The sequence below is a fragment of the Falsiroseomonas frigidaquae genome (assembly GCF_012163145.1).
In the GTDB taxonomy this organism is placed as follows: Bacteria; Pseudomonadota; Alphaproteobacteria; order Acetobacterales; family Acetobacteraceae; genus Falsiroseomonas; species Falsiroseomonas frigidaquae.
Genome location: NZ_JAAVTX010000005.1, coordinates 542,543 through 562,212, shown reverse-complemented (window position 1 = coordinate 562,212; position 19,670 = coordinate 542,543). Strand labels below are relative to the sequence as shown.

At 70.8% G+C, this 19,670-nt stretch carries 18 protein-coding genes; 9 read left to right on the top strand and 9 right to left on the bottom strand.

The window, feature by feature from the left end:
• Positions 1-48 precede the first annotated feature (48 nt).
• Positions 49-1,110 (bottom strand): phosphoribosylformylglycinamidine cyclo-ligase, encoded by a 1,062-nt coding sequence (gene purM / locus HB662_RS19005; RefSeq protein ID WP_168051563.1) that lies wholly within the window; start codon positions 1,108-1,110, stop codon positions 49-51.
• Positions 1,111-1,158: 48 nt separating this feature from the next.
• Here purM and HB662_RS19000 point away from each other — a divergent pair, with 48 nt between their 5' ends.
• From HB662_RS19000 to HB662_RS18990, 3 genes are read left to right on the top strand one after another with little or no spacing between them, the layout of a single operon-like run.
• Positions 1,159-1,968: a hypothetical protein gene (locus HB662_RS19000; RefSeq protein WP_168051561.1), complete on the top strand. Its 810-nt coding sequence runs from the start codon at positions 1,159-1,161 to the stop codon at positions 1,966-1,968.
• Positions 1,969-2,026: 58 nt separating this feature from the next.
• Positions 2,027-2,587 (top strand): CDP-alcohol phosphatidyltransferase family protein, encoded by a 561-nt coding sequence (locus HB662_RS18995; protein WP_342449541.1) that lies wholly within the window; start codon positions 2,027-2,029, stop codon positions 2,585-2,587.
• Complete coding sequence (locus tag HB662_RS18990; RefSeq protein WP_245185726.1) at positions 2,584-3,801, top strand: AI-2E family transporter; 1,218 nt, start codon at positions 2,584-2,586, stop codon at positions 3,799-3,801. Before HB662_RS18995 ends, HB662_RS18990 begins: the two co-directional genes overlap by 4 nt.
• 72 nt (positions 3,802-3,873) lie before the next feature.
• Here HB662_RS18990 and HB662_RS18985 read toward each other — a convergent pair whose 3' ends face one another.
• Complete coding sequence (locus HB662_RS18985; protein ID WP_168051559.1) at positions 3,874-5,085, bottom strand: sensor domain-containing phosphodiesterase; 1,212 nt, start codon at positions 5,083-5,085, stop codon at positions 3,874-3,876.
• A 175-nt stretch (positions 5,086-5,260) separates the two neighbouring features.
• On the opposite strand from HB662_RS18985, the gene HB662_RS18980 reads away from it, so the two are divergent.
• The 4 genes from HB662_RS18980 (at position 5,261) to HB662_RS18965 (ending at position 10,768) form a co-directional block, all read left to right on the top strand.
• Positions 5,261-6,238: an alpha/beta hydrolase gene (locus tag HB662_RS18980; protein ID WP_168051557.1), complete on the top strand. Its 978-nt coding sequence runs from the start codon at positions 5,261-5,263 to the stop codon at positions 6,236-6,238.
• Positions 6,235-6,939 carry an HdaA/DnaA family protein gene (locus HB662_RS18975; protein WP_209443358.1) on the top strand — a complete coding sequence of 235 codons (705 nt, stop codon included), beginning with the start codon at positions 6,235-6,237 and terminating at the stop codon, positions 6,937-6,939. The genes HB662_RS18980 and HB662_RS18975 overlap by 4 nt, the downstream gene beginning before the upstream one ends.
• A gap of 10 nt (positions 6,940-6,949) precedes the next feature.
• On the top strand, positions 6,950-9,187 hold the full coding sequence (locus tag HB662_RS18970) for an RNA degradosome polyphosphate kinase (RefSeq protein ID WP_168051555.1): 2,238 nt from the start codon (positions 6,950-6,952) through the stop codon (positions 9,185-9,187).
• An 81-nt stretch (positions 9,188-9,268) separates the two neighbouring features.
• Positions 9,269-10,768, top strand: coding sequence for a Ppx/GppA family phosphatase (locus HB662_RS18965; RefSeq protein WP_168051554.1), 1,500 nt, complete (start codon positions 9,269-9,271; stop codon positions 10,766-10,768).
• A 31-nt stretch (positions 10,769-10,799) separates the two neighbouring features.
• On the opposite strand, the gene HB662_RS18960 is transcribed toward HB662_RS18965, so the two are convergent.
• From HB662_RS18960 to rnd, 4 genes are all read right to left on the bottom strand, one after another.
• Complete coding sequence (locus HB662_RS18960; protein WP_168051552.1) at positions 10,800-11,303, bottom strand: DUF5675 family protein; 504 nt, start codon at positions 11,301-11,303, stop codon at positions 10,800-10,802.
• Positions 11,304-11,417: 114 nt separating this feature from the next.
• Positions 11,418-11,837: a hypothetical protein gene (locus HB662_RS18955; RefSeq protein WP_168051551.1), complete on the bottom strand. Its 420-nt coding sequence runs from the start codon at positions 11,835-11,837 to the stop codon at positions 11,418-11,420.
• A gap of 145 nt (positions 11,838-11,982) precedes the next feature.
• Positions 11,983-12,549, bottom strand: coding sequence for a lipid-binding SYLF domain-containing protein (locus tag HB662_RS18950; RefSeq protein WP_168051549.1), 567 nt, complete (start codon positions 12,547-12,549; stop codon positions 11,983-11,985).
• Between the two features lie 71 nt (positions 12,550-12,620).
• On the bottom strand, positions 12,621-13,802 hold the full coding sequence (gene rnd, locus HB662_RS18945) for a ribonuclease D (protein WP_168051547.1): 1,182 nt from the start codon (positions 13,800-13,802) through the stop codon (positions 12,621-12,623).
• Positions 13,803-13,912: 110 nt separating this feature from the next.
• On the opposite strand from rnd, the gene aspS reads away from it, so the two are divergent.
• Together aspS and HB662_RS18935 are read left to right on the top strand one after the other, a co-directional pair.
• Positions 13,913-15,730, top strand: a complete 1,818-nt coding sequence (aspS, locus tag HB662_RS18940; RefSeq protein WP_168051545.1) for an aspartate--tRNA ligase — start codon at positions 13,913-13,915, stop codon at positions 15,728-15,730.
• A 30-nt stretch (positions 15,731-15,760) separates the two neighbouring features.
• Positions 15,761-16,627: a cell envelope integrity EipB family protein gene (locus HB662_RS18935; protein WP_245185725.1), complete on the top strand. Its 867-nt coding sequence runs from the start codon at positions 15,761-15,763 to the stop codon at positions 16,625-16,627.
• A 26-nt stretch (positions 16,628-16,653) separates the two neighbouring features.
• Here HB662_RS18935 and HB662_RS18930 read toward each other — a convergent pair whose 3' ends face one another.
• From HB662_RS18930 to HB662_RS18920, 3 genes are read right to left on the bottom strand one after another with little or no spacing between them, the layout of a single operon-like run.
• A complete protein-coding gene (locus HB662_RS18930; protein WP_168051543.1) occupies positions 16,654-17,655 on the bottom strand; it encodes an asparaginase in 1,002 nt (333 codons plus the stop codon).
• Positions 17,656-17,680: 25 nt separating this feature from the next.
• Entirely contained in the window at positions 17,681-18,103 is a 423-nt protein-coding gene (locus tag HB662_RS18925) for a hotdog fold thioesterase (RefSeq protein ID WP_168051541.1), read from the bottom strand.
• 29 nt (positions 18,104-18,132) lie between these two features.
• Positions 18,133-19,545, bottom strand: a complete 1,413-nt coding sequence (locus tag HB662_RS18920) for an MATE family efflux transporter (protein WP_168051539.1) — start codon at positions 19,543-19,545, stop codon at positions 18,133-18,135.
• Positions 19,546-19,670 lie beyond the last annotated feature (125 nt).

Sequence of the window (19,670 nt, the reverse complement as noted above, 5' to 3'; positions counted from 1 at the left end):
CCGCAAGAGCGGGAGAGGGCGGCAGCGGGCAGGAGAAGGCGCGCGCCGCTAGCCGGGCCAGCCGGCGCCCAGATTGTCGATGCGGACGGCAGCGGCGCCTTCGCCCGCTTCCAGCAGGCCGATGCGGAACACGGTCTCCCCGGCCGCCTCAAGCTGCGCCTTGGCGGCGTCCGCCTCGGCCTCGCCCACCACCAGCACCATGCCGAGGCCGCAGTTGAACACCCGCAGCATCTCCTCCGGCGCCACATTGCCCTGGGCGGCGAGCCAGCCGAACACCGGCGGCAGCGACCAGGCGCGGGCATCGAGTGCCGCGACCACCCCGGCGGGCAGCACGCGCGGCAGGTTGCCCGGCAGACCCCCGCCGGTGATGTGGGCGGCGGCCTTCAGCAGGCCGGCCTTGTGCAGCGCCAGCACCGGCTTCACGTAGATCCGCGTCGGCACCAGCAGCGCTTCCGCCACGCTCTGGCCGCTCGCGAAGGGCGCGGGGGCTTCCATGGTCAGGTTGGTGCCTTCCAGGATCCGCCGCACCAGGGAGAAGCCGTTCGAATGTACGCCGGAACTGGCCAGGCCGAGCAGCACGTCGCCCGGACCCACATCCGGCCGGGGCAGCAGCGCATCGCGTTCCGCGGCGCCCACCGTGAAGCCGGCGAGGTCATAGTCGCCGCCCTTGTACAGGCCCGGCATCTCCGCCGTCTCGCCACCCACCAGGGCGCAGCCGGCGATGCGGCAGCCTTCGGCAATGCCACCCACCACGGCGGCGGCCTGCGCCACCTCCAGCTTGCCGGTGGCGAAATAGTCCAGGAAGAACAGCGGCTCCGCGCCCTGCACCACCAGGTCGTTGACGCACATCGCCACCAGGTCCTGGCCGACGAAGCCATGGATGCCGGAATCGATCGCCAGCTTCAGCTTGGTGCCCACCCCATCGGTCGAGGAGACCAGCACCGGGTCGCGGAACCCGGCCGCCTTCAGATCGAACAGGGCGCCGAAACCGCCGAGGCCGCCCATCGTTCCAGCCCTGTCGGTGCTGCGGGCGAGGGGCTTGATAACCTCCACCAGCGCGTCGCCGGCTTCGATATCCACCCCCGCGTCACGGTAGGTCAGGCTGGTCATGGCGGCCCCCGATCGGGTATGCGGCTGAGAACGGAAAAGGATGGCGAGATGCCGGTCACAAGCTTGCCGGTCAGCCTGCGGCGGTCCCGGCGGGGCGGAAACAACCACGCGAGCGTGGCCTCCGCAATCCGCGTGCTGGGTCTCCTTCTCCTGCTGCTGTGCGGCGTGGCCCTGGCGCCCGCCGTGGCGCAGGAGGACCCGCTGGTGCAGCGTGGCGTGCCGGCCGAGGCAACGGCCGAAACCGCGGTGCTGGCGCGCGAGCAGGCGCTGAATTCCGGCCAGCGCCTGGCCTATGAGCGGATGGCCGCCAGCCTGGGGCTGAGCGCCAGCGCCTCGACCCAGCAGATCGAGTCCATGGTGCGATCGCTGGTGATCGAATCGGAACGGATCACGGCGCGCACCTACACCGCCCGTATCACCGTGAACTTCAACCCGCAGCGCGTCGCCGCCGCCGGTGGCCGGCTGCCCGCCAGCCCGGATGCGGCGCCGGCCGCCACGGATGGCACCCAATCCGCCAGCCCCTCGCCGCCGATGGCGAGCGGCCCGGCGGTGACGACGGTGGAGGCGCTGGCCAGCTACCGCAGCTTCGCCGAATGGGTGGAGATCACCCGTCGCCTGGAAACGGCGCCGCCGGTGGCGCGGGTGCAGGTGGTCTCGGTGGCCGGCGACCAGGCGCGGCTGCGCCTCGGCCTGCGCAGCCAGGCGCCGGAGGCGGCGCTGGCGCTGGCCTCGGTCGGCCTGGCGCTGGCACCCTCCATGCCGGAGCGCTACGACCCTCGCTACGGCGCGGCCACCCCCCCCGGCGGTGCCGGGCCAGGCAGCGAGGGATGGCGCCTCAGCCTTGCCGGGTTCCGCTGACGCGCCCCGTCCCGGAGCCTCCCTTCCCGAATCGCCCCGACCGGAGGCGCCGGGTCCCGTGGCGGTGCGTCCCGAAGTCGATGGCGGGCCCTTCACGCTGCCCAATGTCATCACCTTCGCCCGGCTCTGCGCGGTGCCCGCCGCCATCTGGCTGATGCTGCACAACCGGCTTGACCTGGCCTTCTGGGTCTTCGTCGCGGCCGGCGCGTCCGATGGGCTGGATGGCTGGCTGGCGCGAGTCTGCAACAGCCGCTCCGCGCTCGGCGCCATGATGGATCCGGTGGCGGACAAGGCGCTGCTGGTTTCCGTCTATGTCACGCTGGCGGTGCTTGGCGTGCTGCCGGATTGGCTGGCGATGCTCGTTGTGTTCCGGGATCTGCTGATCGTCGGCGGCGTGATCGTGCTGTATATGCTGGGGCAGCCGCCGCTGATCAAACCGCTGTGGATCTCCAAGCTGAACACGCTGCTCCAGATCGGCCTCGCGGCCTTCGCCCTGCTGATGGCCGGCTACGGCCTGGGAACCCGTGCGGTGCTGGATGCCGCGATCCTGCTGGTGGCGGCCACCACCTTCGCCTCGGGCGCCGCCTATGTGGTGCAGGCGGCCCGTTCCCGCGCATGAGCCGCAACCCGCCGGACCTGCAACCCAGCCTGCCAGCCCCGGCCCTGCCGCCAGCGGTGAAGATGCCGGTGGGGGATCTGCCGAAGCCGCGGCCCGGCCCGGCGCCACTGCCGCCGCCGGTGCAGCCCGGCCGCCACGCCACCCGGGCGGAACGCTGGGCCATGGTGATCGGCGGGCTGGTGGTCCTGCTGTTCGCCATGTGGCTGTTCTCGGCCATCCTGACGCCCTTCGTCCTGGCCGGCTGCATCGCCTATTTCCTCGACCCGCCGACCACGAAGCTGGCGCGCCTGGGCGTGCCGCGGGCAGTTGCCGCCTTCCTGCTGGTGCTGGGGCTGACCGCGCTGGCGCTGCTGGCGCTGCTGCTGCTGTACCCGCTGCTGGTGGCGCAGATCGGCGTGCTGGTGGTCCGCACCCCGGCCTATGTCGCCGGCATCGGCGAGGCGGTGCGCCAGGCGTTGGAAGCCGCGCAGAACGCCTTCGGACCGGAGGTGGTGGACACCCAGCTGCGGGACCTGGTGATCGGCCAGGCGGGACAGATCATCACCTTCCTCGGCACCGCCGTGGCGCGGCTGATCGGCGGCGGCGTGGCGCTGTTCAATGTGTTTGCCCTGCTGGTGGTGACGCCGATCGTCGGCTTCTACCTGCTGCGCGACTGGCAGCGGATGATGGCGCGGATCGAAAGCTGGCTGCCGCGCAAATCCGCCCAGACGTTGCGCCAGCTGGCCCGCGACACGGACCGGGTGCTGTCCGCCTGGCTGCGCGGCCAGTTGCTGTGCTGCGCCATCCTGGCCGCCTATTATGCCGCCGCCCTGTCCGCCGTGGGGCTGGAGCTGGGGCTGACCGTGGGGCTGATGGCGGGGCTGCTGTCCTTCATCCCCTATGTCGGATCGTTGACCGGCTTCGTCACCGCCATCGTGCTGGCCGTGGCGCAGTTCGGCACCTGGAACGAGGTGCTTCTGGTGGTCGGCATCTTCGTCGTCGGGCAGACGGTGGAAGGCTATGTGATCTATCCCCGCCTGCTGGGGGACCGGGTCGAGCTGCACGCCGTCTGGGTGATCTTCGCGCTGTTCGCCGGCGGCGTCGCCTTCGGCTTCCTGGGCGTACTGCTGGCGGTGCCGATGGCGGCGGCCATCGGCGTGGTCGCGCGCTACTGGCTGCGGCGCTACCTGGAAAGCCCGCTATACCTGGACCCGCCGAGGACCGGCAGCGGCTGAGGCAGCCCGGCATCGGCCCGCGCGACGGATCCTGGCGCCGCAGCGGGCTGAACCTGGCGGCAAGATCGGGATCTATCCTGCCGCCGCGCCCACCATCTCCTGCGCCGCGGCGAGATCGCCCGGCCGGCCGAGCAGGTAGCCCTGGCCCCTGCTGACACCCAGCGCTTCCAGCGCGGCGAATTCCGCCTCGGTCTCGATGCCTTCGGCGACGATCTGGCAGCCGGTCTCGCGGGCGAAGAAGCACAGCGCCGCGGCCAAGGCGCGCTTCGCCGGGTCCTGGTCCACGCCGCGCACCAGGCCCATGTCCAGCTTGATGATGTCCGGCTGCAATTGCAGGATGTGCTGCAGGCTCGAATAGCCCGCGCCGGCATCGTCGATCGCGAGCTTCACCCCGCCGGAGCGCAGCGGCGCCAATGCCGCGCGCAGCGCATCATAGTCCTCCACCTGGCTGTGTTCCGTCACCTCCAGCACCAGGCGTTCGGTCGGCAGGCCGGCGAACAGCTTCGGCAGCCGGCCGCTGAGGATCGTGGCCGGCGCGGCGTTGAGGGACAGGAAAGCGGGCGCCTTCAGCCGGCGCAGCGCCTGCACCGCCCGCTGCAGCACCGCCAGCTCCAGCTCCACCCCGCAGCCCGCCGCATGCGCCGCGGCGAACCAGAGGTCCGGCGTGCGGTAGGGTTCCGGGCCGAAGCGGCACAGCGCCTCGAACCCCACCACCTGCAGCGGCTGGAGGGTCAGGATGGGCTGGAAGCGGAAGGTGAACAGCCTTTCCTCCATCACCGTCTCCAGCTCCGCCATCCTGCTGCGGCTGGCCTCCGCCTCCGCCACCTCGCGCGCGATCGCGTGCCCGGCCATCTCGGCGAAGACGCGCATCACCTGCAGGTCGCGGTCGTTGAGGCTTGGGTTGGCGCGCGGGCTGAGGCAGCAGAACATGCCGTAGGGCCGGCCATCCGGCATGCGGATCGGCACCGAGACATGCGCGCCGATCGGCACCGCCTGGGTGATTGGCATGGCCGTGGCCAGCGGGAAGGCGGCGGTGTCCGGGATCAGCTCCGGCAGGCGCCCGGCCAGGATATGCAGGCAATAGACCTCGTCCAGCCCACGCGAATCACCGGGCCTGATCAGCGCCTCCAGCCCCGGGGCATCGACCTCCCGGAACACCGACCGGCCATCCTCGAAGCGGGAGACATAGGCCACCTCCATCCCGAGGTGGCGGCGCACGGCTTCCAGGCCGCGCTGGATGGTGCCCTGCCCGGTGCTGTCGGGCTTCATCAATCCGTCGAACATGCCGCGTCCTTGTCGCCTGCCGTGCAGGCGGTTGCAGGCCACCTGGCGGGCAGGCGGTTGCAGGGCTGTGCGGCAATCCTTGCGGCAGGGGCGAGTTGCCCCGGCGGCACTGTGGCGCGCGCGGGTGAAGGATGGGTTGATGCGGCCGGCGGCGGCTTGCGCTAAAGCCCAGGCCATGCCGCCCGCCCCGCTGTCTGCTGCCCTGATCTGCGCCGGCGCGCTGCTGGCCGCGCCCGGCCCCGCGGCGGCCGGGGCGCTGCTGCACGCGCCGGGCCCGCAGGGCAGGCTGGAGGGCGCCTTCACCCCCGGGGCACCCGGTTCGCCGGTGCTGCTGCTGGTCCCCGGCTCCGGCCCCACGGACCGCGACGGCAACGGCATCGCCGGGCTGCGGCCCGCCAGCTATCGGCTGCTGGCCGAAGGGCTGGCGGAGCGGGGCATCGCCACGCTGCGGATCGACAAGCGCGGCATGCATGGCAGCCGCGCCGCCGTGCCGGATGCGGAGGCGGTGACGATGCAGGACTACGCCGCCGATGTCGCGGCCTGGGTCGCCACGCTGCGCCGGCAGGCCACGGCGCGCTGCATCTGGCTGGCCGGGCACAGCGAGGGCGGGCTGGTGGTGCTGCTCGCCGCGCAATCTGTGCCCGAAATCTGCGGCCTGGTGCTGCTCGCCACGCCGGGACGTCCCCTCGGCACGGTGCTGCGCGAGCAACTCGGCACGGCCCTCCCGGACGGCCCGCTGCGGGCGGAAGCCATGGCGATCATCGCGCGGCTGGAGGCCGGGCAGGGGCTGCCGGAGGCGATCAGCCCGCCACTCCGTCCGCTGTTCCGGCCGCAGGTCGCCGGCTTCCTGGCCAGCCTGTTCGCGCTGGACCCGGCCCGGCTGGTGGCCGGCGCGCGGCTGCCCGTGCTGGTCCTGCAAGGGCTGCGCGACATCCAGGTGGCACGCGCGGATGCCGAGGCGCTGGCCGCCGCCAACCCGGACGCGCGGCTGGTGCTGCTGCCGGACGTGAACCATGTATTGAAGACCGTCGCCTCCGACGACCGGGCGGAAAACCTCGCCGCCTATGCCGATGCGGACCGCCCGCTGGCGCCCGGCGTGGTCGATGCCATCGCCGGGTTCGTCCAGTGCGTCATCACGGCGCCACCGGGGTGAGCGGCCAATTGCCGCTGCCGCTGCCGGAGACCGCATCCTCCGCCGCCTCGGACCTGATCCCGGATGCCAGCAACGCCGAGGCCCTGGCCTGGCTGGAGGCGCCGGAGCGCTGGCCGCTCGGCCGCCTGGCGCTGCATGGGCCGGAAGGCGTGGGCAAGTCCCACATGCTGCATGCGGTGGCAGCAGAGCGCGGCTGGCGGCGCCTGGAAGGGCCCGGCCTCAGCATGGATGCGGCGCTGGCGGATGTGGCTGGCACCGCGCTGGACCGCGCCGATGCGGCGCCGGAGCAGGCCCTTTTCCACCTGATCAACCACGCGGCGGAGACCGGCGCGCCGCTGCTGCTGGCCGCCCGCGCGCCGCCGGCCCGCTGGGCCACCATCCTGCCGGACCTGGCCAGCCGGCTGCGCGCCACCCAGGCGGTGGGCGTGCTGACGCCGTCTGAGCCGCTGCTGGCAGCCCTGCTGGCCAAGCACCTGGCGGACCGGCAATTGCGGGTGGAGCCGGGTGTGCAGGCCTTCCTGCTGTCCCGCCTGCCGCGCCATGCTGCGGCCATCGCGCGGGCGGTGGCGGCGCTGGATGCGGCCTCCCTGGCCGGCGCCACGCCGATCACCCGTCCACTGGCACGCCAGGTTCTGGCGTTGGATGACCGTTCCGAGACGTCGGCGCAAACAGCCTCCCCGAACGACCACCCGCTGGGCTAGTCTCATCGGCATGGACACGATGCCCACGCCCGCAGGCCCGACTGCGACCCCCACTCCCCCGGCTGTGACGCCGCCCAAGCCCGGCGCGCCGATCGGCGTGGTGCGGCCGCCAGTGATCGCGGCGGACAGCCCGGCCCGCTTCATCAACCGCGAATTGTCCTGGCTCGCCTTCAACACGCGGGTGCTGGAGGAAGCGGCCAACCCGCGCCACCCGCTGCTGGAGCGGCTGCGCTTCGTCGCCATCTCCGCCTCCAACCTCGATGAGTTCTATTCCGTCCGCGTCGCCGGGCTGATCGGCCAGGACCGCGCCGGCATCTCCACGCCATCGCCGGATGGGCTGACCCCGGCGCAGCAGCTTTCCGCGGTGAACGCCGCCACGCAGTCGCTGATCGAGGGCCAGCAGCAGGCCTGGCACGAATTGCGCGGGCTGCTGGATGCCGCCGGCGTTACCGTCTGCACGCCGGCCGAGCTGACGGAGGCGGATCGCGCCTGGCTCGAAGGCTGGTTCATGGACCGCGTCTTCGCGGTGCTGACGCCGCTCGCGGTGGACCCGGCGCACCCCTTCCCCTTCATCGCCAATCTGGCGCTGTGCATGGTGCTGAAGCTGGTGCGGGAGGAAGATGGCGGCACCATGCGCGCCCTGCTGCCGCTGCCGCCGCAGATCGAGCGCTTCATCCGCCTGCCGCAGGAGCCGGGATCGAAGAAGATCCGCTTCCTGATGCTGGAGGATCTGATCGTCCTGTTCCTGCGCCGCCTGTTCCCCGGCTTCGTCGCCGCCGAGCACGGCCTGTTCCGCCTGATCCGCGACACCGACGTGGAATTCGAGGAGGAGGCCGAGGATCTCGTGCGCTCCTACGAAACCGCGCTGAAGCGCCGCCGCCGCGGCCATGCCATCCTGCTGTCGGTCGATAGCCGGATGGCGGCGGACATGGTGCAGCTGGTGGCGGAGGAGCTGGATTCGGACCGCGCCGGGGTGGTGAAGGTGGATGGGCTGCTCGGCATCGCCGACATCAAGCAGCTGATCGTCGATGACCGGCCCGATCTGCTGTTCACCCCCTACACGCCGCGCTTCCCCGAACGCATCCTGGATTTCGGTGGCGACTGCTTCGCGGCCATCGCGGCGAAGGACATCGTCGTCCACCACCCCTATGAATCCTTCGACGTGGTGGTGCAGTTCCTGCGCCAGGCGGCGCGCGACCCCAGCGTGGTGGCCATCAAGCAGACGCTGTACCGCACATCCCGCGACAGCCCGATCGCCCGCGCGCTGATCGAGGCGGCGGAGGCCGGCAAATCCGTCACCGGCATCGTCGAGATCAAGGCCCGCTTCGACGAGGAACGCAACATCGCCCTGGCGCGGGAACTGGAAGCCGCGGGCGTGCAGGTCGTCTTCGGCTTCGTCGAGCTGAAGACCCACGCCAAGGTGTCCCTGGTGGTGCGCCGTGAGCGCGAGATCCTGCGCAGCTACGCGCATTTCGGCACCGGCAACTACCACCCCATCACGGCGCGCATCTACACCGACCTGTCCTTCTTCACGGCAGACCCGGCACTGACGCGCGATGCGGCGAAGCTGTTCAACTACATGACCGGCTACGCCCGGCCCGAGACCATGGAAGGCCTGGCCTTCGCCCCGCTGACCATCCGCCCCGCCCTGCTCGGCCTGATCGAGCGCGAGATCGCCTTCGCGCAGGAAGGCAAGCCCGCCGGCATCTGGCTGAAGATGAACTCCCTGGTCGATGAACAGGTGATCGATGCGTTGTACCGCGCCAGCCAGGCGGGCGTGCGCGTGGAATGCGTGGTGCGCGGCATCTGCTGCCTGCGCCCCGGCGTGCCCGGCCTGTCCGAGAATATCCGCGTGAAATCCATCGTCGGCCGCTTCCTGGAACACAGCCGCGTCTACGTCTTCGGCAACGGCCACCGCCTGCCATCCCGCCGCGCCCGCGTCTTCATCAGCAGCGCCGACCTGATGGCGCGCAACATGGACTGGCGGGTGGAGACGATGGTGCCGATCGAGAACCCCACCGTGCACACCCAGATCCTGGACCAGGTGATGGCGGTGAACCTGCAGGACACGATGCAGTCCTGGCATTTGCGGGCCGATGGCACCTATCGCCGCATGGCGCCGGGGGCGAAGCCGGTCTCGGCGCATGAGTATTTCATGACCAATCCTTCGCTGTCCGGGCGCGGCAGTGCCCTGCAGCGCCCGACCGGCCCCGCCCGCCGGCGCCAGGACCGCGTGCTGCAGGATTGATCCACCACGCGCAGCAGGCGTTGACGGGTGGCGCGGATTTCGCCACGCACCACCCACCCAGTCCGGACGCTGCACAGCAACATGCCCCGTAACGCTATCGACGGCCCGCCACCCCGCCTGGCGGTGGTGGACCTCGGCTCCAACTCGGTCCGCCTGGTGGTGTTCGAGGGTCTGTCGCGCAACCCGCAGACCATCTTCAACGAGAAGGCGGTGCTCGGCCTCGGCCGCGGCCTGCAGAACACCGGCCTGCTGAACGAGGACGCGATCGGCCCGGCGCTGACCGTGATGGGCCGCTATGCCGCCGTCGCCCGCGCCATGGGGGCGGAGACGGTGGAGGTGGTGGCCACCGCCGCGGCGCGGGATGCCGGCAACGGCCCGCAATTCGTCCAGGCGCTGCGCGACCGCCTGCCGGACCTGCCCGTGCGCATCCTGACCGGGGAGGAGGAAGCCAATCTCTCCGCCGATGGCGTGCTGCTCGGCTTCCCGGGTGCCGATGGCATCCTGGGCGATATCGGCGGCGGGTCGCTGGAGGTGGTGGACCTCGACCGCGGCCGCGCCATCGCCGCCGCCAGCCTGCCGGTCGGTGCCATTCGTCTGGCGGACCGCGCCGGCGGCGACATCGCCAAGGCGCGCGGGCTGGTGGAAGCCGACCTCGCCCGCGTGCCCTGGCTGAAGCGCGGGGAGGGGCGGGACCTGTACCTGGTGGGCGGTGCCTGGCGCGCGCTGGCGCGGATGCACATCGCCCAGACCGGCTACCCGCTATCCATTGTCCACCACTACGTGCTGCGGCGGGAGGAAGCGCGGGACTTGGCCGGCGTGGTCGCCAAGGCGGACCGCAAGATGCTGGCCAGCATGCCCGGCGCGCCGGCCAAGCGACTGGGCGACATGCCCTTCGCCGCCGTGGTGCTGCGCCGCCTGCTGCGCGCCACCGGGGCGCGCCGCGTGGTGTTCTCCGCCAATGGGCTGCGCGAGGGGTGGTATTCTCGCCTGCTGCCCGATGCGGTGCGGCTGGAAGACCCGATGCTGGCCGCTGGCCACGACCTGGCGCAGCGCTGGGGCCGCGACCCGGACCTGCCCCCGGCCCTGTTCGCCTGGACCGGCGCGCTGTTCGAGGAGGAGGCGCCGGATCAGGCGGCGCTGCGCGAGGCGAGCTGCTGGATCGCAGACATCGGCAGCCACGACCACCCGGATTACCGCGCCGAGCAGGCCTTCTTCCGCGTGCTGCGCCAGCCCGGCGTCGGGCTGGACCACCACCAGCGCGCCTTCCTCGCGATGGTGGTCGCCCTTCGCTACGAGGCCGACGCCACCGCCCCCTTCCTGGACACGGCGCGGATGCTGCTGGACCCGGCGGCGGTGAAGCGGGCGGAAACCCTCGGCGCTGCGCTGCGCCTGGCTTTCACCCTGTCCGGCGGCACCCCCGTGCTGCTGGCCGGCACCGCGCTGCGGGTTCGGGGCGGGGAGCTGCAGTTGCGGCTGGTGGAGGGCAGCGGCGTGTTCGCGGGCGAAAGCGTGCAGCGCCGGCTGGATGCGCTGGCCAATGCGCTGGGCCTGACGCCGAGCGTGGAGGTCGCCGCGATCTGACGCCCTATCCCCCCGACGGGGGCAGGGGGCCTCAGGCCGGAAAACACCCCCGCCCCTGCATCATCATGAACAGCGGCGCCGGCGGGTGGCTGAACTTGGCCTTCGCCTCCGCGATGTCGTTGACGATGGTGATGCGGTGGTTGCCCGGCGTGGCATTCAGCGCCTTCATCATCCGCTTGAAGGCGGAGGCGGAGCCGGTGATGCGGGCCGATTTCCGGTCCCAGTCATCCCCCACCAGGATGCAGCCATGGCTGTGTTCCGCCACGTTGCCGACATGGATGCGCACGCCTGTGAATTCCGGCACGCCATCCAGCAGCGGCACGATGCGGCCGAGGCCCTTCTTCTCGTAGCTCTGCGTGAAGCGCGGGCTTTCGCACATCAGAACAGGGTAGACCCCGGCCGGGATCGCGGTCTTGCCCCAGACCTTCTTGTCCCGGATCACGTCTTCCAGCGTGTAGCAGGTGAAGTCGCCGATGGTCATGGTGCCGATCGTCGCGTCACCGACCGCCACATGACGTCGCAGGTTGATCTCCATGAATGCGTTCCCTCGCGGCCGCCGATGGCCCGTCAGGCAGGCTAGCGAGGGAATGTTCCGCGGCGATTGCGCGCTGTTGCGCAGGTCTGAGTGGCGGGGATCAGCCGCCGTCCTTCAGAAACGCTGCTGTGGCCGGGACGGCGCCGGGGCCTGGGTGCGCTCGCAGGTACCGGAATGCGACAGGGTCGGGCCGCCCGGGCATTGGGTGGTGCGGACATAGCCGCCCGAATTGCGGTCGAAGGTCGCGACCTGGGCGCAGTTGTTCACGTTCGGAAAGCTTGCCACCACCCGGCTCGAGGAGAATTCACGTGCCTGCCAGCCGCGCCACTGGTTGGTCGCGGGCGCCCACTCCTGCACGGACCGGTTGCCGTTGTTCAGCGCATAGGTCGAGGCGTAGCGCTGACCCTCCCGGATGTTGTTGATGCGGGACATCGTCACGGTGGAACTGCACCGGATGTAGGTCAGGCCGGACTGCGCCTCGGCCAGCGGCGGCGCGAAGGCCAGCCACACCAGCGTCGCCAGCCCCAGCTTCATGCAACCGCTGCGAGCCCTCATTCCTGCTGGCATGTTGTGTTCCTTTTCTGATTCGAAAAGAACATAAACATGACCACAGGAATGAGAATGGATTTACTGGCCGAATCCCATTCTTGGGATGATTTTGTTCGCCAGCCTGGTCGAATCAGCTCGGGTTGAAGGGCGTGATCTTGGTGCCGTTGATCGCCAGCGCCGCCATCAGGCCCTGCTGGTTGAAGCTGATGGCATAGACCGGCTCGCGCAGCGTCGTGCTGCTCAGATTCGCCTGCACGCCCTGGTCCAGCGCGACAACGGAAGGACCGGTGCCGATCTCCCAGCCATTCGCGGCCTGCAGCGCCCGCAGTGCCTCATCCGTCATGAAGAACATGGCGAGCCCCGCCACCTGCGCGCCCGCCTGCAGGCCGAAGGAGGCCCCGGCGATGCGGTAGAAGCCCTGGCGCTCGGCGCCGCGGTACAGGATGCCCTCGCCATACTGGCCGCCGACGATCAGCCCGCCGCTGATGATGCGCGGAAAGATCAGCACCGCCTCGGCGCGTTCGAACAGGGCCGCGGTGTTCGGCTGGGCGCGCAGCCGGGCCATCGCGGCATTGGTCTCCGCCTGGATCTCGGCCCGCGTCGCGGCCTGGGCGGGAAGCGGCAGGGTGGACAGCAGGCTGCCACCTGTCAGGCTCAGCAGGGCGTGGCGGCTCAGGGTACGACGGTCGATCGGCATGGTGGCAGCTCCGGGTTCAGGTGCCGCAAGAACGTGGCCGACCCGATCCGGTTGCATCAGGCGCAGAAATCTCAGGCCTGGATGAGCCGCACCTTCCGGCCATCCACGCCGAGCGCCACGCGGCCGGCGCGCAGATCCAGCGCGGCGCTGCCGAACACCTCCCGCCGCCAGCCCTGCAGCGCGGAAAGCTCCGTCTCCCCGGCTGCCAGGCGTTCCAATTCCTCCGAATTGGCCAGCAGGCGGGGGGCCACCTGGTGCTCCTCGCTTTTCGCCGCCAGCAGCACCTTCAGCAGCGCGACCAGGGCCGGGGAGGGGTTGGCCCCGCTGGCGCGTTCCTTCGGTGCCTCGGGCAGCGCCGAATCCGGCAGCGCCTTGGCTTCCTGGATCGCCGCGAGGAGGGAGGCGCCGGACTTGCCCTTGGCGAAGCCCTCCGAAATGCCCCGGGCGCGGGACAGGTCGCCCACGCTCTCGGGCGCGGTGGCCGCGATCTCCAGCAGCGTCTCGTCCTTCACCAGCCGGCCGCGCGGGATGTTCACCCGCTGCGCCTCCCGCTCCCGCCACGCCGCGGCGGCGCGCAGCAGGCCTAGGAAGCGGCGGTTGGTGGTGCGTGGGCGCAGCTTCTCCCAAGCCGTCTCGGGGTCCTGGCGATAGGTGGCGGGCTCGGCCAGCGCCGCCATCTCCTCCGCCACCCAGGCGGTGCGGCCCTCGCGCTCCAGCTTGCCGGTCAGCGCGGTGTAGATGCGGCGCAGATGGGTGACATCCGCCGCGGCATAGGCGATCTGCGCCGGGGAAAGCGGCCTTGCGGCCCAGTCGCTGAAGCGGTGCGCCTTGTCGATCTGCGCATTGGCGAGCGAGCGGGCGAGCTGGTCATAGCTCACCTGGTCGCCGAAGCCGGCCACGGTGGCGGCGATCTGCGTGTCGAAGATGGGGGTGGGGACGGCGCCGTAGCGCAGCAGGAAGATTTCCACATCCTGCCGGGCGGCGTGGAACACCTTCATCACGGCCTCATCGGCCAGCAATTCGCCGAGGCTGGTCAGGTCGATGCCCGGCGCCAGGGCATCCACCACCGCCACCTCATGGTCGCCGGCGAGCTGCACGACGCAGAGCTCGGGCCAATAGGTGCGCTCCCGCATGAACTCCGTGTCCACCGTCACGAAGCGCTCGGCGCGCAATCGGGTGCACAGGGCGACCAGCGCCTCGGTATCGGTGATCAGGTAGGGCGCCGCTTCGGCGCCTGCATTCCGGCGGCTCATCCCGTGTCTGTAGCGCCCGCGAGGCGGTTGCGGAAGGCGCCGGCCTTGACATCGCAGGCGCGGTCGGGCGGTTTGCCGCCTCAGCACATCATCGCCAGGCCAATACCCCCATGCACGCCTACCGCACCCACCATTGCGGCGCGCTCCGCGCCGCCGATTCCGGCAAGACCGTTCGCCTCTCGGGTTGGGTCCACCGCAAGCGGGACCACGGCGGGCTGCTCTTCGTCGACCTGCGCGACCATTACGGCCTGACCCAATGCGTGGTCGCCCAGGGCAGCGAGGGCTTCGCGACACTCGACGGCGCCCGCCCCGAATCCGTGGTGACCGTGACCGGGGAGGTGGTGCCGCGCGAGGGCACCACCATCAACACCAAGCTGCCGACCGGCGAGATCGAGCTGCGGGTGCGTGACGTCACGGTGCAGTCCGCGGCGGAAATCCTGCCGATTCAGGTCGCTGGCGAGCAGGAGTTTCCCGAGGACCTCCGCCTGCGCTACCGCTTCATCGACCTGCGCCGCGAACGCCAGCACCGCAACCTGATGCTGCGCAGCGCGGTCATCGCCAGCATCCGCCGGCGCATGATCGACCAGGGTTTCACCGAATTCCAGACCCCGATCCTGACGGCGTCCTCGCCGGAGGGCGCGCGGGACTTCCTGGTTCCCGCCCGAAACCACCCCGGCAAGTTCTACGCCCTGCCGCAGGCGCCGCAGCAGTTCAAGCAGCTGGCGATGGTGGCCGGCTTCGACCGCTACTTCCAGATCGCCCCCTGCTTCCGCGATGAAGCGTCGCGCGCGGACCGTTCCCCGGGCGAATTCTACCAGCTCGACTTCGAGATGAGCTTCGTCACCCAGGAAGACGTTTTTGCCGCCATCGAGCCGGTGCTGGCCGGCGTGTTCGAGGAATTCGCCGATTTCTCCGGCACCAGGCGGTCCGTCACCCCGGCGCCCTTCCCGCGCATCCCCTTCGACCAGGCGATGCTGGAATTCGGCTCGGACAAGCCGGACCTCCGCAACCCGATCCGCATCGCGGATGTGACCGAGCATTTTGCCGGCGGCGGCTTCGGCCTGTTCGCCCGCGCGGTGGAGAAGGGCGCGGTGGTCCGCGCCATTCCGGCCCCGGGCGCCGCGGGCAATCCGCGCAGCTTCTTCGACAAGATGAACGAATGGGCCCGCGAGCAGGGCGCCGGCGGCCTCGGCTACATCGCCTTTGCCAACAGCGAGGCCGGCGGCCCGATCGCCAAGAACCTGCAGCCGGAGCGCGTGGCCGCCATCAAGGCCGCCTGCGGCCTGGCGGATGGCGATGCGGTGTTCTTCGCCGCCGACAAGGTGGACGCCGCCGCCAAGCTGGCCGGCCAGGCGCGCACCAGGCTGGGCAATGAACTCGGATTGATCGAGAAGGATGCCTACCGGTTCTGCTGGGTCACAGACTTCCCCATGTATGAAATGAATGAAGACACGGGGCAGATCGACTTCAGTCACAACCCCTTCAGCATGCCGCAGGGCGAGCTGGAGGCGCTGAACACCATGGATCCGCTGAAGATCAAGGCGTATCAGTACGACATTGTCTGCAACGGCATCGAACTGTCTTCTGGCGCGATCCGGAATCACCGCCCGGACATCATGGTCCGCGCCTTCGAGATTGCCGGCTATACGGCGCAGACGGTCGAGGACCGCTTCGGCGGCATGCTGAATGCCTTCCGCTACGGCGCCCCGCCGCATGGTGGCTCCGCGCCGGGCATCGACCGCATCGTGATGCTTCTGGCCGATGAGCCGAATATTCGCGAAGTCATTCTTTTCCCCATGAATCAACAGGCGGAAGACTTGATGATGGGCGCGCCGGCGCCGGTCGATGCCGCGCGGTTGAAGGAGCTTTCGATCAAGCTCGACCTTCCGCCGCCGAAGGGTGGTGCGGCCGGGCCCAAGGCTACCTAGATGCAGCGGATTGCGTCTCGAGGAGTTTCCATGAAGTCCACCCGCCGCCTGAGCCTCCTCGCCGCATTCTGCTGCCTTGCCCTGCCTGCCCTCGCCCAGCCGCAGCCCGTGACCACCGGGCCGCGCGCGCCCGGTGTCTCGGCGGAGGCGATGGCCGCCGGCATTGGCCGCATGGCGTCGCACCGCGCCGCCTACCGGCTCGACCTGGGGGAGGCGCGGGGCTCCGGCATCACCGCGGTGCGGGGCGCCATGGTGTTCGACGTGGCCGATGCCTGCGAGGGCTGGGCGACGCGCCAGCGCATGACCATGACGGTGGTGGATCGCGACGGGCGGGAGATCGAGACCGTCTCCGACTATGCGACCTATGAGGCGAAGGACAACTCCAACCTCCGCTTCTCCCTGACCCAGTCCACCCAGGGCGCCGTCAGCCAGCGCGTTTCCGGCGAGGCGCAGCTGCGCCCCGATGGCAGCGGCACGGTGCGGTTCAGCGAGCCGGCCGGGCAGGAGGAAACGCTGCCGGCCGGCACCCTGCTGCCGATGCGCCACACGGTGCTGGCCGTGGAAGCCGCCCGCGCCGGCCAGCGCCTGTTCGCCGCGCCACTCTTCGACGGCACCACGAATGAGGGCGCGCAGGACACCACCACCATCATCCCGAGCTGGGTCGCCGCCCCGGACGAGCCGCGCTTCCCGTTGCTGGCGAACCAGGCCTCCGGCCATATGCGGATTGCGTTCTTCGAGCGCGATACGACCGGCGGTGGTGGCGCCGCTCAGCCCGAATACGAGGTTGGGCTGCGCTACTACGAGAACGGCGTCGCCGACGAGATCGTCATGGATTTCGGCGAATTCTCGGTCACCGGGCAGGCGCTGGAACTGACGCCCCTGCCCGGTGGCTGCTGATCGGGGCTGCTGATCGGGGCTGCTGATCAGGCGGTCTCGAACAGCCGGGCAATCGCCGCCTGGTCCTTGCCGCGGGTCAGCCCCAGCATCAGCAGGATGCGCGCCTTCTGCGGGTTGAGGTTGTCGGCATTCAGGAAGCCCTCCTCCCCGTAGCGCCTGGTCGGGAAGGTCCGCCCCGATCCGGCGCGGGAGGACAGCACCACGGTGCAGCCATGCGCGATCGCCTCCGCCATGGCGCTGCGCTCCGCCGGCGTCAGGAAGCCCGGCGCCAGCGCCGCGGCGACGATGCCGGAGGCGCCGGCGGCCAGGAAGGCATGCACGGCCACGCCATCGCCGCCCGCCACGGAATACAGCACATCGACGCGCGGCGGCTGTTCCACGCCCAGGATGTCGAAGCGCGCTTCCAGTGGCAGCACCCGCGTCGGCCGCCGCCAGAAGCTGTTGCGGTCCGCATCCACATGGCCCAGCGCGCCGAGGTCCGGGCTCCGAAAAGTCTGCAGCCGGCCGGTGGAGGTCTTCGTCACCTCCCGCGCCGCATGGATCTCGTCGTTCAGCACCACCAGCACACCGAGGCCGCGCGCCTGCGGGTCGGCCGCCACCCGCACCGCCGCCACCAGGTTCATCTGCGCGTCCGACGACAGGCCGGTGAAGGGCCGCTGCGCGCCGGTGACCACCACGGGCAGGTCGGTCGGCAGGGTCAGCGACAGCAGATAGGCGGTTTCCTCCAGCGTCGCCGTGCCATGGGTGATGACCACCCCGGCCAGGTCCGGATGCGCCGCCTCCAGCTCCAGGATCTTCGCCACCAGGGCGCGCCAGTCGGACCAGCCGATCGCGGTGGAGGGGATGGCGGTGAAGGGCACGGCGAAGACATCGGCGACCCGCGCCAGGTCCGGCACACCGGCGACCAGGGCTTCGGCATCCAGGATCGGCCGGCCGGAGGAGGCGTAGTCCTGCACATCCAGCGGATGCAGCCCCTGCGAGGCGATGGTGCCGCCGGTGCCGATGATCGCGACTTTGCGCTTGCTCATGGTGGTCAGTGGTCTCCGGTTCGAATCACGCGTCCACCACCGCGCAGGTGAGGCGGGAGACGCAGGCGAGCTTGCCGTCGGCGCGACGGATCTCCGTCTGCCAGACATGTGTGCGGGCGCCGGTGTGCAGCGGGCGGCAGATGGCGGTCACCGATTCGCCGCGCTTCACGCCGGCCATGTGGTTGGCATTGACCTCGATGCCGACGGCGCGCTGGTGCTCGGGCAGGGTCATGATGCAGGCCAGGGTGCCGAGCGTCTCGCTGAGCACCACGCTGGCGCCGCCATGCAGCAGGCCGAAGGGCTGGGCGTGGCGGGCATCCACCGGCATGGTCGCGTGCAGCGCGTCCGGCGCGATCTCCGTGACCGCGATGCCCAGCATGCCGGCCATGTTGTCCGCCATGCGCGCGTTGATCTGCGCGGGGGTCCAGTCACGTTTCCACAATGTCATTGAAGCTTCCGTCGCAGGCGTGGTGGCAGTCATCCCAGCCGGCGACGCAGCGTCAAGCCACCCGCGGCGGAAAGCCGCATCCATCGCGCGAGCATCATCCCGGCGACCAGCAGCAGCCCGGCGGACAGGCCGATCCAGAGCCCGATCGGCCCGACCTCCAGCCACAGCGCCAGCACCAGCCCGAGCGGCAGGCCGATGATCCAGTAGCCGAGTCCGGCCAGCAGCATCGGCACGCGGGTATCCTTCAGCCCACGCAGGGCGCCGGAGGCCACGGCCTGCACGCCATCCGACAGCTGGAAGAACCCCGCCATCACCAGCATCGTGGCGGCCAGCGCCGCGGTCTCGGCGGCACCCGGATTGCCGGGGGCAAGGAACAGCCAGGCGATTGGCGTTGCCAGCAGGACCAGCGTGGTGGCGGAGGCCGCCATGAAGCCTGCGCCCAGCGCGATGCCGATCCAGCCCGCCCGCGCCGCCGCGCTGGCCCGGCCGGCGCCGGTCATCAGCCCGACCCGCGCCGTGGCGGCCTGGCCGATGCCCATCGGCACCATGAAGGTGGCCGACGCCACCTGCACCGCGATGGCGTGGGCGGCCACCGCGATGGCGCCGAACCAGCCCATGGCGATGGCAGCGAAGGCGAAGACGGAAATCTCCAGCGCCATCGAGCCGGCGATCGGCAGGCCGATTTGCGCCACCTCCCGCAGCCGGGCGACATCCAGCCGCCAGAGCCGGCCGAACAGGTGGTAGCGCCGCAGATGCCGGTCGCGCGCGATCACCACCGCCAGCCCGGCGAACATGAACAGGTTGCAGAGCGAGGAGGCGATGCCGGCACCGACCACGCCGAGCGCCGGCACGCCGAAGCCGCCATGGATCAGCCAGTAGTTCAGCGGGATGTTCAGCGCGACGCCGATGAAGGACACCACCAGGGCGGAAAGCGGCCGCTGTTCCGCGGACAGGAACCCGCGCAGCACGACGAAGCCGCAGAACAGCGGCATGCCCCACATCAGCGCACGGACATACTGCGCCGCCAGCGCCGCCAGCGCCGGCTCCTGCCCCAGCGCGCCCAGCAGCCACTCCGTGTGCCACAGCGCCAGCCAGACCGGGATGGTGGCCGCCGCGCAGGCCCAGAACGCCGCCCGCACATCCCGCCGCATGCCGCGCAGATGGCCGCGCCCGCGGCCGCGGGTCTGCGCGCACATCGGCCCGGCCGCCAGCGCCAGGCCGAAGGCCGGCGACAGCATCGCGAAGAACAGGTTGCCGCCGAGCGTGGCCGCGGCCAGCGCCTCCGTCGCCACGCGGCCGAGGAACAGCGCATCGGTCAGCGACAGCGCGAATTGCGACAGGTTGGTGAGCACCAGCGGCCAGGCCAGCGCCAGGGTGGCGCGGATCTCCGGCCCCCAGGCACCGAGGCGCCCGGGGATGATGCGGCTTGTTGCGTGTGACATGGCGGCCGGGTGTTAGCCCGGATCGGCGCCGCCGTCCCATGACCTTACCGTTTAGCGGGTGCCGCGCGTCCCGCTTGGGGGCGACCCCGGCGAAGGCTACAATGCGCGCCAACGACGTCCGGAGC

Excerpts from the sequence above, each read along its gene's own strand:
- HB662_RS18970 (WP_168051555.1), top strand. The coding sequence starts at position 6,950 with ATGGACACGATGCCCACGCCCGCAGGCCCGACTGCGACCCCCACTCCC.
- HB662_RS18935 (WP_245185725.1), top strand. The coding sequence starts at position 15,761 with ATGAAGTCCACCCGCCGCCTGAGCCTCCTCGCCGCATTCTGCTGCCTT.
- HB662_RS18985 (WP_168051559.1), bottom strand. The coding sequence starts at position 5,085 with ATGTTCGACGGATTGATGAAGCCCGACAGCACCGGGCAGGGCACCATC.
- HB662_RS18980 (WP_168051557.1), top strand. The coding sequence starts at position 5,261 with ATGCCGCCCGCCCCGCTGTCTGCTGCCCTGATCTGCGCCGGCGCGCTG.
- HB662_RS18960 (WP_168051552.1), bottom strand. The coding sequence starts at position 11,303 with ATGGAGATCAACCTGCGACGTCATGTGGCGGTCGGTGACGCGACGATC.
- aspS (WP_168051545.1), top strand. The coding sequence starts at position 13,913 with ATGCACGCCTACCGCACCCACCATTGCGGCGCGCTCCGCGCCGCCGAT.
- HB662_RS18990 (WP_245185726.1), top strand. The coding sequence starts at position 2,584 with ATGAGCCGCAACCCGCCGGACCTGCAACCCAGCCTGCCAGCCCCGGCC.
- HB662_RS18930 (WP_168051543.1), bottom strand. The coding sequence starts at position 17,655 with ATGAGCAAGCGCAAAGTCGCGATCATCGGCACCGGCGGCACCATCGCC.
- HB662_RS18925 (WP_168051541.1), bottom strand. The coding sequence starts at position 18,103 with ATGACATTGTGGAAACGTGACTGGACCCCCGCGCAGATCAACGCGCGC.
- HB662_RS18950 (WP_168051549.1), bottom strand. The coding sequence starts at position 12,549 with ATGCCGATCGACCGTCGTACCCTGAGCCGCCACGCCCTGCTGAGCCTG.
- HB662_RS19000 (WP_168051561.1), top strand. The coding sequence starts at position 1,159 with ATGCCGGTCACAAGCTTGCCGGTCAGCCTGCGGCGGTCCCGGCGGGGC.
- HB662_RS18955 (WP_168051551.1), bottom strand. The coding sequence starts at position 11,837 with ATGAAGCTGGGGCTGGCGACGCTGGTGTGGCTGGCCTTCGCGCCGCCG.
- purM (WP_168051563.1), bottom strand. The coding sequence starts at position 1,110 with ATGACCAGCCTGACCTACCGTGACGCGGGGGTGGATATCGAAGCCGGC.
- rnd (WP_168051547.1), bottom strand. The coding sequence starts at position 13,802 with ATGAGCCGCCGGAATGCAGGCGCCGAAGCGGCGCCCTACCTGATCACC.
- HB662_RS18965 (WP_168051554.1), top strand. The coding sequence starts at position 9,269 with ATGCCCCGTAACGCTATCGACGGCCCGCCACCCCGCCTGGCGGTGGTG.
- HB662_RS18920 (WP_168051539.1), bottom strand. The coding sequence starts at position 19,545 with ATGTCACACGCAACAAGCCGCATCATCCCCGGGCGCCTCGGTGCCTGG.